This is a genomic window from Reella acinonychis (assembly GCF_052384575.1).
In the GTDB taxonomy this organism is placed as follows: Bacteria; Pseudomonadota; Gammaproteobacteria; order Enterobacterales; family Pasteurellaceae; genus JBQSUQ01.
The window spans coordinates 190,135-204,909 of the sequence record NZ_JBQSUQ010000004.1 but is presented as its reverse complement, the minus strand read 5'-3'; the positions used below and the strand labels follow the sequence as shown (position 1 = coordinate 204,909).

Here is a 14,775-nt window from a genome sequence, read left to right as displayed (position 1 = left end):
AAAAGGTGGGATTTCCCACCTTTAATTTTTATTTACTTACGACCTAAAGCTGGTGCAACTTTATCTAATACACCATTAATATATTTATGACTTTCTTCAGCCCCGAAGGTTTTCGCCACTTCAATTGCTTCATTAATAACAACCTTGTAAGGCACGTCTAACTCATACTTTAATTCATAGGTAGCTAAACGTAGAATTGCTTTTTCAATTGGAGTGAGTTCTTCCGTTGTGCGATCTAAGAAAGGCGCTAAAGTACTGTCCACTGCTTCCACAAATTCTACAGTCTGACGGAATAATTTGCGGAAGTAAGGGATATCAACACCTTTTAAATCCTGTTCAGTAACAAAAGTAAGTTCAACTTCCGCCACATCATTTTGTGATACAAACCATGAATATAAGGCTTGTACTGCACATTCTCTCGCTCGACGACGAGCTGAAGGCTTCTTCATTTGTTCTTTCATATTATGCTTTAATTTGATCCAATAAATTGATCATTTCTAATGCTACTAATGCAGCTTCAGCCCCTTTGTTGCCTGCTTTAGTTCCTGCACGCTCAATAGCTTGTTCAATATTTTCAGTGGTTAATACACCAAAAGCGACTGGGATATCACAATTTAAAGAAACATGGCCAATACCACTACTCGCTTCTCCCGCAACATATTCAAAATGTGCAGTACCACCGCGGATGACTGTACCTAATGCAACAATTGCATCAAATTTTTTACTTTCTGCTAAACGACGAACTGCTAAAGGTAATTCATAAGCACCTGGCACTTTAACCAAAGTAATATTTTCATCTTTTACTTGCCCAACACGTTTTAATGCATCTACAGCCCCATCAACTAAACTATCATTAATAAAATGATTAAAACGAGCAACTACTACAGCAATTTTTGCATGAGGAGCGGCTAAAACGCCTTCTAATACTTTCATTCTTTTTCCTTAATATACCATCAATAATGGTCGGCTATTCTAACACAGAATTTATGAATTGATAATAAAAAGGAAGCCGATTGGCTTCCTTCTATAATAGATTAAAGATGAATGAATTATTTAGTCACTGCATCTTTTACTTCAGCAGCTTTTTCAGAAACCGCATCCATAGATTTAGTTACTGCTTCTTTAGCTTCTTCAACTTTACCCATTGCTGCTTCTTTTGCATCAGCTGCTTTATCCATCGCTGCATCTTTCACTTCTGCCGCTTTATCCATCGCCGCATCTTTCATTTCTGCAGCTTTGTCTTTAGCTTCAGCTGCTTTATCCATCACTGCATCTTTAGCTTCATTTACTTTTTTCATTGCAGCGTCTTTCATTTCGTCTGCTTTAGCCATAGCTGCGTCTTTCATCTCATTCGCTTTAGCCATAGCTGCATCTTTCATTTCATCAGCTTTTGCCATAGCTGCATCTTTCATTTCATTCGCTTTAGCAACTGCCGCATCTTTAACTTCATCTGCTTTAGCAACTGCAGCATCTTTTACTTCATTTGCTGCTTGGCTTACTGCCGCTTTAGCTTCTTCAACTTTCGCTGCTACTGCTGTTTTTGCTTCTTCAGTTTTGCTAGCGACTTCTTGTTTCGCTTGATCACAAGCCGCTAATGCTAATGTTGAGCTTAATACTAATGCTGCTAATACTGATTTTTTCATTGTTGTACCTATAAAATTGTTCATAATAAAGTTATCACTATATGGATAACGAACCTACGATAAATGTGGCATTTTTAAGCCACATTCAGATTTCTAAGACATATAAATTAAAAGAAAGTTCAAATTTATATGAATTATTCTTCAATACTGCGTAATAATTCGTTGATACCTACTTTACCTAATGTTTTTGCATCAACTTTTTTCACGATAACTGCACAGTAAAGGTTATATTTGCCACATTTTGAAGGAAGGCTACCGGATACGACAACTGAACCTGCTGGCACACGTCCGTAGAACACTTCGCCCGTTTCACGATCATAAATCTTAGTTGATTGACCAATGAATACGCCCATTGAGATTACACAACCGTCTTCTACAATAACGCCTTCTACCACTTCAGAACGTGCGCCAATAAAACAGTTGTCTCCAATAATAGTTGGATTTGCTTGTAATGGTTCCAATACACCACCGATACCTACACCACCAGACAAGTGTACATTTTTACCAATTTGTGCGCATGAACCAACAGTTGCCCAAGTATCTACCATGGTACCTTCGCCAACATAAGCACCAATATTTACATAAGATGGCATTAACACCGCATTTTTCGAAATATATGCGCCCTTACGTACAGTTGCAGAAGGCACCACGCGGAAACCTTCTTGCGCAAAACGTTCTTCCGTATAATCTGCAAATTTTAATGCAACTTTGTCGTAATATTTTGTTTCTGCACCATCAATTAGCTTATTGTCATTAATACGGAATGAAAGTAATACTGCTTTTTTCAACCACTGATGAGTCACCCAATCACCATCAATTTTTTCCGCTACACGATATTTACCACTATCTAAGCCTTCAATCACTTCTTCAATCGCTGCACGAGTTTCCGCATCAACAGTTTTTGGTGTAATTTCCGCACGACGTTCAAACGCGGCTTCAATGATTGCTTGTAAATTCGACATATTCGTTTCCTATAAGTTGTTAGTAAAATTCGGGAAATAGTTTTACCATATTTTAGTTAAAAACACATCCTTTTATTTCAATAGGCTAGCCTTATACATAAAACAAAGAAAAAATACACCGCACTTTTGCAAAGTCTTGCTATATAAAAAGGGGCTTGAAGTGCCCCCTTTAATTCCTCTAACGATATTTTTTGCCATCGTCGCCATCTTGTTCTGTTTTAAAGCGACGGTGTAACCACATATATTGATCCACGCCTTTTAGAATTTCATGTTCAATCAATTGGTTCATACGAATCGCAACATCCCTTTCATCTGACAAATCGGAGAAATCGACAGCTGGCGAAATACTGACGGTATAGCCTGCTCCATCTTCATTTCTTAAAGGTACAAAGGGCACCACTTTACTATTAGGAGAGGCTTTCAATAAAAAATAAGAACCCGTCGTCGTTGCCGCATCTTGTACCGCAAAAAATGGAACAAACACCGCACTTTTTCGCCCATAATCATGATCTGGCGCATACCAAATAGTTTCGCCTTTCTTCAAGGCTCTGACCATACCACGTAAATCTTTGCGATCTAACATATACTTGTTAGAACGCAAACGCCCCCATGTTTGTAACCAATTCATAATAGGCTTGTCATTTGGGCGATAAATACCTACGCCTGCATGATGTAATCCTACAATTCGAGCCCCTAATTCCAAGGTTAAAAAATGAATTCCCACCAACAAAATACCGTCTTTTGCATGATGGGTTAAATGTTCTAAACCCTCAATTTTTGCCCATTTTTTAATGCGACGATCAGACCAAAACCACGCCATACCCGTTTCAATCACCGCCATGCCTACTGCCCGCATATTTTTTCGTAAAATATCTTCACGTTGTTGCTGAGAAAGCTCAGGAAATGCTAATTCTAAATTCCGGCGAGCAATTTTTTCACGACGTTTGCCCACTTTTAATTTTGAAAAAAGCCAACCTAAACCATCGCCAATTTTAAGCAATATAGGGTAAGGCAAGCAAAGTATTAACCAATAGACGCCCAATCCGAGCCAAAATCCCCAATATTTTGGGTGTAAAAAGGCAGTTTGAAATTGCGGCATTTGTTGTTGTGACATAACCTAATCCAGAATAGAAACCACAGATAAATTCGTTATAGTGTAACGGAATTTGAATGAAATTTTAAGCCAAACTCTTTTTGGCTGTGGTAAAATCAGTAAAATTATTTATTTTAATGTTCAGGATAACTATTATGACTCAATTTTCAGCTCATTTCCCAAACGCTAATGTATTAGTTCTCGGCGATGTTATGCTTGATCGTTATTGGTTTGGTGCAACCAATCGTATTTCCCCTGAAGCACCTGTACCTGTTGTGCGCGTGCAAGAAAATGAAGAGCGCGCTGGTGGTGCAGCTAACGTAGCAATGAATATCGCCTCATTGAATGTACCAGTCAAATTGCTTGGCTTAACAGGTAACGACGAAGCGGGTAATGCGCTTACACAATTATTAGAGAAACAAAAAATCAATTGCGATTTTGTCAAATTGGATTCTCACCCAACCATTACTAAATTACGTATTCTTTCTCGTCATCAACAATTATTACGTCTTGATTTTGAAGAGGATTTTCATCAAGTCCGCAACCAAGATTTACTAAATAAGCTAGAAAGTGCGGTAAAAAATTGTGGTGCTTTAGTGCTTTCTGATTACGGCAAAGGTACATTAAACGATGTGCAACAGATGATCCAAATTGCACGCAAAGCGAATGTACCGGTGTTGATCGATCCGAAAGGCACTGACTTTGAGCGTTATCGCGGTGCTACCCTACTAACACCAAATATGTCTGAATTTGAAGCTGTCGTAGGTAAATGCCATAGCGAAGAAGAAATTATTCAAAAGGGATTAAAATTAATTTCTGACATAAATTTAACCGCACTTTTAGTCACTCGTTCAGAGAAAGGCATGACGTTATTACGCCCTGCTCAACCTGCTTATCATTTACCAACAGAAGCCAAAGAAGTGTTTGATGTTACAGGTGCAGGAGATACAGTGATCAGCGTGCTTGCAACCGCATTAGCAGATGGACGTTCTTTTGAAGAAGCTTGCTATTTGGCCAATGTTGCCGCTGGCATTGTGGTTGGAAAACTGGGTACATCGACAGTGTCCACCGTCGAACTTGAAAATGCAATTCATGGACGAACGTCAAATGGTTTCGGGATTATGAACGAAGCGGACTTAAAAGTAGCAGTCCAATTAGCGAAAGATCGCGGTGAAAAAATTGTGATGACTAATGGCTGCTTTGATATTTTACATCCTGGTCATGTTTCCTATTTAGAAAATGCGCGTAAATTAGGTGATCGTCTCATTGTTGCCGTAAATACGGATAATTCAGTGAAACGTTTAAAAGGTGAAACTCGTCCAATTAACGATTTAAATAGCCGAATGAGTGTATTAGCTGGTTTGGCATCAGTGGATTGGCTAGTCGAATTTGATGAAGACACACCACAACGTTTAATTAGCGAAATACTCCCTGACTTGCTAGTTAAAGGTGGCGATTACAAACCTGAAGAAATTGCAGGATCTAAAGAAGTTTGGGCAAATGGCGGTGACGTACTGGTGCTCAACTTTGAAAATGGTTGTTCCACAAGTAATGTAATAAAGAAAATTCAACAGCTAAAAAGTTAATCGTTGAGTTATTAATCAATCAAAAATGGGATTGCTAAAAACGCTTGTTTTTAAGAAAATCTTTCTATATTATAACCGCACTTTTATGCGACTATAGCTCAGTTGGTTAGAGCACCACCTTGACATGGTGGGGGTCACTGGTTCGAGTCCAGCTAGTCGCACCATCCTATTTCCCAAGCCTTTCGGCATTTACCGAAAGGCTTTTTTATTTGAAAAAATACCGAAATTCAGCGACAATACGCAGAATTTTTTAACTTATTACGAAATAATTATGTCATATCCACAACAAGTCAATAAACGACGTACTTTTGCAATTATCTCTCACCCCGATGCGGGTAAAACAACCATTACAGAAAAAGTGCTATTATACGGAAATGCTATTCAAACAGCAGGTTCCGTAAAAGGCAAAGGCTCCGCAGCACATGCCAAATCAGACTGGATGGAAATGGAAAAACAACGTGGTATTTCTATCACCACCTCCGTCATGCAATTTCCTTATAATGATTGTTTAGTCAACTTATTAGATACACCGGGGCACGAAGATTTCTCGGAAGATACCTACCGCACTTTAACCGCAGTGGACAGTTGTTTAATGGTTATCGACAGTGCAAAAGGGGTTGAGGAACGAACCATTAAATTAATGGAAGTGACTCGTTTGCGCGATACGCCGATCATTACTTTTATGAACAAACTCGACCGAGATATTCGTGATCCAATGGAATTATTAGACGAAGTAGAAAGCGTATTAAATATCCATTGTGCACCTATTACTTGGCCAATTGGTTGCGGCAAATTATTTAAAGGGGTTTATCATCTTTATAAAGACGAAACCTATTTATACCAAAGCGGTCAAGGTCATCGAATTCAAGAAGTACGTGTCGTCAAAGGATTAAATAGTCCAGAATTAGACGCTGCGGTTGGTGATGATTTAGCTCAACAATTGCGTGATGAATTGGAATTAGTGAAAGGTGCTTCTAATGAATTTGAGCATGATTTATTTATTCAAGGCGAACTCACCCCTGTTTTCTTTGGTACCGCATTAGGCAATTTTGGCGTAGATCATTTCCTTGATGGTTTAACCGAATGGGCACCAGCACCACAAGCGCGTCAATCAGATTCACGTTTAGTGGAAAGTAGCGAAGAAAAACTCACTGGTTTTATCTTTAAGATTCAAGCCAATATGGATCCAAAACACCGAGATCGCGTGGCATTTATGCGTATCGTATCTGGTAAATATGAAAAAGGGATGAAATTCCACCATGTGCGTATTGGTAAAGATGTGGTAATTTCAGATGCGCTCACATTTATGGCGGGCGATCGAACCCATGCTGAAGAAGCTTATGCCGGAGATATCATCGGTTTACATAACCATGGCACCATTCAAATCGGCGATACGTTCACCCAAGGTGAAACGTTAAAATTCACCGGTATTCCGAACTTTGCGCCAGAATTATTCCGCCGTATTCGTTTAAGAGATCCTCTTAAACAGAAACAATTATTAAAAGGATTAGTTCAGCTTTCAGAAGAAGGCGCAGTACAGGTATTCCGCCCTTTAACAAACAACGATTTAATTGTTGGTGCAGTGGGTGTCCTTCAGTTTGATGTGGTAGTATCCCGTCTAAAATCAGAATACAACGTTGAAGCAATTTATGAAAACGTCAATGTTGCTACTGCGCGTTGGGTTGAATGTAGCGATGCGAAAAAATTTGAAGAATTCAAGCGTAAAAATGAGCAAAATCTCGCCTTGGATGGCGGTGATAACCTCACTTATATCGCACCAACAATGGTGAATTTGAATTTAGCACAAGAACGCTACCCTGATGTTGAGTTCTTTAAAACCAGAGAACATTAATCCCCAAAAGTGCGGTGAATTCCACCGCACTTTTCTTATTCAGAGGAGCATTCATAAGCATTTGAGCAAGAATAAACCTCAACATTATTTTAAAATAAATACAGAGAGAATGATAATGCCCCCTTGTAATTTAGTTACAAGCCACCATATCCAATAATAAAATTTTATTTGATAAAAATCAGAACAACAAAACGGAAATATTATGGCAAAGCAAGATTATTATGAATTACTTGAAGTCGATCGTGGTGCTGATGAGAAAACCATCAAACGAGCTTACAAAAAACTAGCAATGAAATATCACCCCGACCGCACAAAAGGGGATAAAGCCTTAGAAGAAAAATTTAAAGAAATTCAAGAAGCCTATGAAATTTTAAGCGATAAAGAAAAACGCGCCGCTTACGATCAATATGGACATGCAGCCTTTGAACAAGGTGGTTTTGGTGGTGCTGGCGGCTTTGGCGGAGGTTTCAGCGGTTTTAGTGGCTTCGGTGGTTTTGAAGATATTTTCAGCGAAATGTTTGGTGGCGGATCTGGTCGCCAACGTGTAGTTCGTGGAGATGATTTACGCTACGATATTGAAATCACCTTAGAAGAAGCGGTGAAAGGCGTAACAAAAGATATCCAAATTCGTACTTTAGTACATTGTGATCATTGTGATGGCTCTGGTGCAGAAAAAGGATCTAAAGTAGAAACCTGTCCAACTTGTCATGGCTCAGGTCGAGTTCGTCGTCAACAAGGTTTCTTCATGACAGAAACCACCTGTCCAACCTGTCATGGTAGAGGGAAAAAAATCGAAAAAACCTGTAAAAAATGTCATGGCGATGGACGAGTACATAAAACCGAAAATCTATCAGTTAAAATTCCAGCGGGTGTTGATACAGGAAATCAATTACGTTTAGCAGGCAAAGGGGCAGCTGGCGAAAATGGCGCACCTGCAGGCGATTTATATGTGGTAATTCATGTTCAAGATCACCATATTTTCGAGCGCGATGGTAATAACCTCTATTGTGAAGTGCCAATCAGCTTTACACAAGCCGCGCTTGGCGGGGAAATTGACGTGCCAACATTAGATGGACGCGTTAAATTAAAAATCCCAGAAGGCACACAAAGTGGTAAAATGTTCCGTATGCGAGGCAAAGGTATTTCAGCCATGCGCACAGGTTACAGCGGCGATTTAATTTGCAAAGTGATTATTGAAACCCCTGTTTCACTGAATGAAGAGCAAAAAGAATTACTATTACAACTGGAGAAAAGTTTGGAAGGACAAAATGCACAACGCCCGAAATCCTCTAACTTCTTTGATGGTGTAAAAAAATTCTTTGATAATTTAGGTAAATAAACTCTTTTTATCTAAAACAACCCAACAAATCATCATATAGGAGATTGTTATGTTTCAAAATTGGCCAGAACACACCGCACTTGTTAAGGATTCTTTTGCGGAATTAGGTAAAAAGCATCCAAAAATGTTGGACGCTTATAAAGCACTTAATCAAGCAGCTGCGGCGGAAGCACTTGATTTGAAAACACGCGAACTCATTGCCTTAGCCGTTGCAGTAACCACGCGTTGTGAAAGTTGTATCAGCGTACACGCAGCAGAAGCAGCTAAAGCAGGTGCAACAGAAAGTGAAATCGCAGGTGCATTAGCAACAGCAATCGCATTAAATGCCGGTGCTGCTTATACTTATTCATTAAGAGCATTAGAAGCAGTTGAAAAACAGAAATAATATTCTGTTTTAAAACGTTTCATCACATAAAAAAACCGCTGATAAAATCAGCGGTTAAAATTTGGAATGAGTCAGTCGATAAGCCGGGTTCTGTCGTTGGACAATCATTCCTCTAGGCACACATTCGCATGTATGCTCAAGCAACCTACCCGAACTCTGAGCGGGCACACCCATTGAGTTCCTATTTGGTCTTGCTACGAGTGGAGTTTACCCTGCCATGCACTGTTGCCAGCCATGCGGTGCGCTCTTACCGCACCCTTTCACCCTTACCAACCGAAGTTGGCGGTCTGCTCTCTGTTGCACTTGTCGTGGGCTCACGCCCCCCAGGCGTTACCTGGCACTCTGCCCTATGTAGCCCGGACTTTCCTCTCGTCTACTTGTCCCACTAGGTCGTTAAACAACGGTTAAGGGCTTCAATAAACCAGCGATTGTCTGACTAACTCAAGGCGTAGTATAACGGAATTTTCCCTAGAGTGAAACGAAAACTTACGCTAAAATACAGGCATAACATCAAGTTAAAACTTTTAATTTTTTAACCGCACTTGTGAGATGAACAATATGAATCATTTACAAAATGGTCGTCAAACTATCACTATTGCCGAACAAGCATTAGCGAAATTGAGCCAAAACTTAGATAACACATTCAATGAAGTGGTTGAATTAATTCTACAATGTGAAGGACGTGTCGCCATTTCAGGCGTGGGAAAATCGGGCTTAATCGGACAAAAAATTGTCGCCAGTTTGGCTTCTACAGGCACGCCAAGTTTCTTTTTACACCCAACAGAAGCATTCCATGGCGACTTAGGCATGTTAAAACCTATTGATATCGTCGTATTGATTTCTTACAGTGGCGAAAGCGATGAAGTCAACAAACTGATTCCAAGCTTAAAGAATTTTGGTAATAAAATCATTGCACTAACCAGTAATAAAAAATCAACTTTAGGTAAACACGCCGACTATGTTTTAGATATCACCATTGATCGTGAAGCTTGCCCAAATAATCTAGCGCCAACGACTTCTGCTCTTGTCACTCTTGCTTTAGGCGATGCACTAACTGTTGCGCTGATTCATGCACGCAACTTCCAGCCTATTGATTTTGCTAAATTCCATCCAGGTGGTTCATTAGGTCGTCGTTTATTATGTCGCGTAAAAGATCAAATGCAAACGCGCCTACCTGTGACCGAACCTTCAACTAGCTTTACTGATTGCTTAACCATTATGAATGAAGGGCGTATGGGCGTGGCATTAGTTATGCAAGATAAAAAACTACAAGGCATTATTACCGATGGTGACATTCGACGTGCATTAAGTGCCAATGGGGCAGATACGCTCAATAAAACAGCACAGGATCTAATGACCAAAAATCCAAAAACCATTCATCAAAATGAATTTTTATCCGCCGCTGAAAGCTTTATGAAAGAGAAAAAAATCCATTCATTAGTGGTATTAGATGATAATCAGCAAGTAGTCGGTTTAATTGAATTCTCAAGCTAAGGAATCAATATGCTCACAGAAAAATTACAACAGATTAAATTAGTGATAACAGATGTTGATGGTGTATTGACCGATGGTTTATTGCATTATGATGCCAATGGCGAAGCGATTAAAAGTTTTCATGTGCGTGATGGCTTAGGTATTCGTATGCTGATTGAACAAGGTATTCAAGTCGCTGTACTTTCAGGACGTTCTTCTCCGATTTTACAGAAACGAATTGCCGATTTAGGCATTCAGTTTGCTCTATTAGGCAAATTAGAAAAAGAAACAGCTTGTTATGAATTAATGAAGCAAGCTGGCGTCACACCAGAACAAACCGCTTATATCGGTGATGATAGTGTTGATCTTCCCGCATTTGCGGTTTGCGGCTTATCTTTTGCTGTAGCTGATTCGGCTAACTATGTAAAAGATTGCGCGGACTACGTCCTTAATTTAGGCGGAGGCAAAGGCGCCTTTCGTGAAATGTCAGACATGATTTTAATGGCACAAGGCAAAACCGACGTTTACGCCACCGCTGCCGGTTTCCTAAAATCAGTACAAAATATGGCACAATAACTTAAAAAGCGCGGTCAAAAATAAAGGAAATTTGACCGCAAATTTTTATATTGTGAGTGGATAATAAAAAGCCTTTTCTGATCAGCCCAGAAAAAGTTGGACTATCTAATCAACTTATTAAGCTGCAAATTCTTATAACTAAATACAACTAATCTTTCAAGCAATAAGACATCGAGTTTCATTCTCAACAATGGTAAAAATAATCATTAATGCATCAGCACTTCCGGATCAAAAAGATGACATTTGACTCCTAGTTATCTCAATATAACAAAGGGGCATATTCACAAAAACACAACCTTGCAAATGACAAGTTATAGGATTAAAATTTAGGACTTTTCATGAGGTCTGACCTAATTCTCTAATAGCAAGTTTGGTGTTGACCAACCATTTACGCAAAATAAAGGAAGATTTATGCTAAATCACATTTTTAAAACAAAATTTGACCCAAATACAGGCTTAAGTTATGCAATATCTGAATTGGGTAAAAGCCATAAAATCATGAATAAAAGTTGTGGAATAATCCTCGGTAGTTTCTTATTCATATTATCTAATGACAGCATTGCAGCTTGTACTCATGATCCAAATTTATCCGCAAGCGGACGTACTACAGTAATATGTGCAGGAGATAATGGTGCGCAAATTATCTCTGATGTTAATACAACATTAATTAATGAAGGTAACATCAGTTCTTCTGACGGGATAGAGCCTATTTTTACGCGAAATAGCGCAACCGCATTTTCAGGCATTAATAGAGGCACAATTACCTGGCAAAATGCAAAATCACTTCAAAAAATAAATAGTTCCAATGCGGCAGTAAATATTTATTATTTAAATAATAATAATCAAAATCAAGATAACTCTTTTTTAAATGATACTACGGGGGTAATTAACGTTATTGTCGCTGATGCACAGCAAAAATCAGGTGCTATTTTGGGTATTGCAAACAATGCAAAATTTGCAAAAGCCTATACTGAGAACAAAGGGACAATTAATATCACAGCCAACACACCAAATAATTCTATATCAGCGATAACAGGTGCTGGTAAAGAGATTGAGATCATCAATAGTGGAAATATTAATGTCAAAAATTCACAAGGTGATGCATTGGGAGTGACTGTTTGGGGGGCTGATTCGGAAAAAGTAAGAATTATAAATTCAGGTAATATAACTTCGTCTTCAACTAAGTATGCAGTAGGTATTGAGCTTCAGAAGATCAATCAAAATGTGCAAACAATTGAGATAACCAATCAACATTATATTAAATCTTCTTATATAGGAATTGGTTTACTCAGATTCACTGAACATTCGCCAACAGCAACAATTGTTATAAAAAATACAGAAAACGGTGTAATTGAAATAGAAGATAAAACAGGCTTCGCAGCTATTACATTTAATGACTATAGTAAGACGACCCCAGTACATATTACGAATGCAGGAAAGTTGATTAATCGTAATAAGGATGTTGATACTTCAATTATTACTGTAGAAGGTAATGATCTGATTCAGAATACAGGTGAAATTCTTGGAGGCATCTATACCCAAAATGGTGATGACCAAATGACCTCCTCGGCTGGGATATTTAATGGCTATATTGTTATGGGAAAGGGAAATGATAAATTTTCGCTTTCTGGTACTGATATTGCCAATTTAATTAGAATTAATGGCGGTCTTGATAGTGGCGAATCGCTGTCAGATAGCGAAGAAAACACTTTCGTATTAAATCAAAATTTAACAGGTGCTTCAACTGTAGCAGGCGAACCGAATAATACTAAAATCAGCAACTGGACAACCATTAATGTTGCAAAAGACAAAGAAGCAACTTTAACCCTAACAGGTGATTTATTAAGTGGAAAACCCAATGACGGCTTAGGCAATATGACCATTGGTACACAAGGTAAACTGGCGTTAGCACCAAACACAGCTACTTCAACGGTAGGCTACAACGTGGTTAATGAGGGCAAAATTGACCTTGTCAATGCGACACCACCAGACCAACCTGAAGCGAAGATGACCATTAAAGGCAACTACGAAGGTAAAGTAGGTTCACAAGTGTTAGTTAAATCGGTTTGGAACAACCCTGATGTACAGAAAAATGACTTACTTGTGATTGAAGGTAATGCCACTGGCGCTACTACCGTTGTGGTACCGAATAAAATTTTAGGTGATGTGACACGTGCAGAAGCCGAGAAAAATGGTGGCTTTAATAACCCAGTGATAACTGTGAAAGGCACTGACTCAGGTACATTTACAGGTAGCGCGGAAACCACTAACGCAGGCGAGGCACAATTAAAACGTGAAGGCAACAGCTACTACTGGACATTGAAAGCGAAATTACCAACGCCAACACCGCCAGCGAAACCAAGCGACCCTGCTAACCCAAGCAATCCAGTTAATCCAGACAACCCAGTGGCACCAACTACACCAGTTGAACCCGAAACTGTTGATATTATCAGCAAACCTGTGGTGGGTTATGTTCAACAACCGTTCATCAACCGCCAAATGGGCTTAGCGCAATTAGGTAAATTACATGAACGTGTGGGCGAACAACGCAACGCAGGTTGGGAAAACGGCAATGCCCTCAATCAAGTATGGGGCAGAATGAACCTAGATTCCACTGCACTTCAAGGCAGAGATCGTTTTGGTGCAGATGTAAAATCAGGTTTTGTACAATTCGGTCGTGATATTGATTTCAAACTTAACGACGACAAGAGCCAACAACACACGGGCTTAACTTTCACGTACGGTTGGGCAAACAGCAAGTTCTTTGATAAATACAACGCAGAGAATGGCGTAGTGGTTGGTAATAAGTTCACTGGCAGCGCTAAATCTGACATGCTCTCAATCGGTGGCTACCACACATACTATAGTCCAGCAGGGGCTTACCTTGACTTAGTTGGACAAGTGTCTTGGTTACAAAACCGTTACCGCAGTGGCAACACGCAAGTGAAGCAAAACGGCTACGGCTTAGGGGCGTCTATTGAAGTGGGTAAACCATACCACTTACTCAACCCACAAGTGACCGTAGAGCCACAAGCCCAATTAAGCTACCAAAGCATTTGGTTAAACGGCTTTAACGATGGCATTAGACAAGTGAAAAAATCCCATCAAGACAGCCTAGTGGGTCGTTTAGGTGTGAGAGTAAACTGGTCTGAAACTTTAGACAAAAACAGCCCACAAGTTTACTTTACTGCTAACTTAATCCAAACCTTATCAGGTAAAGGCAGCACTATCCAAGTAGGAAGAGAACAAGTGAAAGAGCGTTTCGGCGACTTAGCGGCAGAGTTTGGTTTAGGTGGACAATACCCAATCAACCAAAACTTAAGTGTCTATGCGGACGCACGCTATGTCATTGGCATCCAAGATCGCAACCGTGTACACCGTGATTCAAGCGTATCACGCAAATCCTACAATGGACATATTGGCGTGCGTTATAGCTGGTAAGTTATATAACCAACAGATTATCAGAGGGTTAAACACAATGTTCGCCCCCCTTGATAATTTAATCTAAACAAAGTGCGGTGGATTTTTCAAAACTTTCTGAAAATCCACCGCTCTTTTTATCTTACTATCAGATCTATTTATGCGCACTCAATCATGAGTACTTTGGTTATCTCAACCATCTCTTTTGAAAGAAGAACAATATGCCTTGATGAAGAGCTGCTGATTTTAAATCAAAAATACTATTTACATCACCTGTTGCCATTCCGTCTGCTTGCTCCACTATTTCGGCAATGAACGTAATTCAATTTCCTTCATACAATAATCGACTTATATTCTTTCTGATAGTGTTTAATTTCTTACCCTAACCTAACAATTAAATCAGAATTAATCATCATAAAAAATCCTTATCAAAGAATGCACCTTGA

The 14,775-nt window shown here is 39.3% G+C and carries 12 protein-coding genes, 1 tRNA gene and 1 other RNA gene; 8 read left to right on the top strand and 6 right to left on the bottom strand.

The window, feature by feature from the left end; genetic code table 11:
• Positions 1-32: 32 nt before the first annotated feature.
• The 5 genes from nusB to ACT2CV_RS02415 all read right to left on the bottom strand — a co-directional run bounded on the left by nusB (position 33) and on the right by ACT2CV_RS02415 (position 3,719).
• Positions 33-461, bottom strand: coding sequence for a transcription antitermination factor NusB (gene nusB, locus ACT2CV_RS02435; RefSeq protein WP_464972607.1), 429 nt, complete (start codon positions 459-461; stop codon positions 33-35).
• A 1-nt stretch (position 462) separates the two neighbouring features.
• Complete coding sequence (gene ribH / locus ACT2CV_RS02430) at positions 463-933, bottom strand: 6,7-dimethyl-8-ribityllumazine synthase (protein WP_464972608.1); 471 nt, start codon at positions 931-933, stop codon at positions 463-465.
• Positions 934-1,049: 116 nt separating this feature from the next.
• A complete protein-coding gene (locus ACT2CV_RS02425) occupies positions 1,050-1,643 on the bottom strand; it encodes a histone (RefSeq protein WP_464972609.1) in 594 nt (197 codons plus the stop codon).
• 134 nt (positions 1,644-1,777) lie between these two features.
• A complete protein-coding gene (gene dapD, locus ACT2CV_RS02420) occupies positions 1,778-2,605 on the bottom strand; it encodes a 2,3,4,5-tetrahydropyridine-2,6-dicarboxylate N-succinyltransferase (RefSeq protein ID WP_464972610.1) in 828 nt (275 codons plus the stop codon).
• Positions 2,606-2,783: 178 nt separating this feature from the next.
• Complete coding sequence (locus ACT2CV_RS02415; protein ID WP_464972611.1) at positions 2,784-3,719, bottom strand: Kdo(2)-lipid IV(A) acyltransferase; 936 nt, start codon at positions 3,717-3,719, stop codon at positions 2,784-2,786.
• A 134-nt stretch (positions 3,720-3,853) separates the two neighbouring features.
• Here ACT2CV_RS02415 and hldE point away from each other — a divergent pair, with 134 nt between their 5' ends.
• The 5 genes from hldE (at position 3,854) to ACT2CV_RS02390 (ending at position 8,860) form a co-directional block, all read left to right on the top strand.
• Positions 3,854-5,284, top strand: a complete 1,431-nt coding sequence (gene hldE, locus ACT2CV_RS02410) for a bifunctional D-glycero-beta-D-manno-heptose-7-phosphate kinase/D-glycero-beta-D-manno-heptose 1-phosphate adenylyltransferase HldE (RefSeq protein WP_464972612.1) — start codon at positions 3,854-3,856, stop codon at positions 5,282-5,284.
• Between the two features lie 87 nt (positions 5,285-5,371).
• A tRNA-Val gene (locus tag ACT2CV_RS02405) sits at positions 5,372-5,448 on the top strand.
• Between the two features lie 107 nt (positions 5,449-5,555).
• Positions 5,556-7,136 (top strand): peptide chain release factor 3, encoded by a 1,581-nt coding sequence (prfC, locus tag ACT2CV_RS02400; protein ID WP_464972613.1) that lies wholly within the window; start codon positions 5,556-5,558, stop codon positions 7,134-7,136.
• A gap of 202 nt (positions 7,137-7,338) precedes the next feature.
• Positions 7,339-8,475: a molecular chaperone DnaJ gene (gene dnaJ / locus ACT2CV_RS02395; RefSeq protein WP_464972614.1), complete on the top strand. Its 1,137-nt coding sequence runs from the start codon at positions 7,339-7,341 to the stop codon at positions 8,473-8,475.
• A gap of 49 nt (positions 8,476-8,524) precedes the next feature.
• Positions 8,525-8,860, top strand: coding sequence for a carboxymuconolactone decarboxylase family protein (locus ACT2CV_RS02390; protein WP_464972615.1), 336 nt, complete (start codon positions 8,525-8,527; stop codon positions 8,858-8,860).
• A 63-nt stretch (positions 8,861-8,923) separates the two neighbouring features.
• Here the strand turns inward: ACT2CV_RS02390 and rnpB are convergent.
• Positions 8,924-9,304: RNase P RNA component class A (gene rnpB, locus ACT2CV_RS02385), an RNA gene on the bottom strand.
• Between the two features lie 114 nt (positions 9,305-9,418).
• Here rnpB and ACT2CV_RS02380 point away from each other — a divergent pair.
• From ACT2CV_RS02380 to ACT2CV_RS02370, 3 genes are all read left to right on the top strand, one after another.
• On the top strand, positions 9,419-10,354 hold the full coding sequence (locus ACT2CV_RS02380) for a KpsF/GutQ family sugar-phosphate isomerase (RefSeq protein WP_464972616.1): 936 nt from the start codon (positions 9,419-9,421) through the stop codon (positions 10,352-10,354).
• Between the two features lie 9 nt (positions 10,355-10,363).
• Complete coding sequence (locus ACT2CV_RS02375) at positions 10,364-10,909, top strand: KdsC family phosphatase (RefSeq protein ID WP_464972617.1); 546 nt, start codon at positions 10,364-10,366, stop codon at positions 10,907-10,909.
• Positions 10,910-11,320: 411 nt separating this feature from the next.
• Entirely contained in the window at positions 11,321-14,350 is a 3,030-nt protein-coding gene (locus ACT2CV_RS02370; RefSeq protein WP_464972618.1) for an autotransporter family protein, read from the top strand.
• The last annotated feature ends 425 nt before the right edge of the window (positions 14,351-14,775 follow it).

Excerpts from the sequence above, each read along its gene's own strand:
- prfC (WP_464972613.1), top strand. The coding sequence starts at position 5,556 with ATGTCATATCCACAACAAGTCAATAAACGACGTACTTTTGCAATTATC.
- ACT2CV_RS02390 (WP_464972615.1), top strand. The coding sequence starts at position 8,525 with ATGTTTCAAAATTGGCCAGAACACACCGCACTTGTTAAGGATTCTTTT.
- hldE (WP_464972612.1), top strand. The coding sequence starts at position 3,854 with ATGACTCAATTTTCAGCTCATTTCCCAAACGCTAATGTATTAGTTCTC.
- ACT2CV_RS02375 (WP_464972617.1), top strand. The coding sequence starts at position 10,364 with ATGCTCACAGAAAAATTACAACAGATTAAATTAGTGATAACAGATGTT.
- ACT2CV_RS02380 (WP_464972616.1), top strand. The coding sequence starts at position 9,419 with ATGAATCATTTACAAAATGGTCGTCAAACTATCACTATTGCCGAACAA.
- dnaJ (WP_464972614.1), top strand. The coding sequence starts at position 7,339 with ATGGCAAAGCAAGATTATTATGAATTACTTGAAGTCGATCGTGGTGCT.
- ACT2CV_RS02370 (WP_464972618.1), top strand. The coding sequence starts at position 11,321 with ATGCTAAATCACATTTTTAAAACAAAATTTGACCCAAATACAGGCTTA.
- ACT2CV_RS02415 (WP_464972611.1), bottom strand. The coding sequence starts at position 3,719 with ATGTCACAACAACAAATGCCGCAATTTCAAACTGCCTTTTTACACCCA.
- ACT2CV_RS02425 (WP_464972609.1), bottom strand. The coding sequence starts at position 1,643 with ATGAAAAAATCAGTATTAGCAGCATTAGTATTAAGCTCAACATTAGCA.
- nusB (WP_464972607.1), bottom strand. The coding sequence starts at position 461 with ATGAAAGAACAAATGAAGAAGCCTTCAGCTCGTCGTCGAGCGAGAGAA.
- ribH (WP_464972608.1), bottom strand. The coding sequence starts at position 933 with ATGAAAGTATTAGAAGGCGTTTTAGCCGCTCCTCATGCAAAAATTGCT.
- dapD (WP_464972610.1), bottom strand. The coding sequence starts at position 2,605 with ATGTCGAATTTACAAGCAATCATTGAAGCCGCGTTTGAACGTCGTGCG.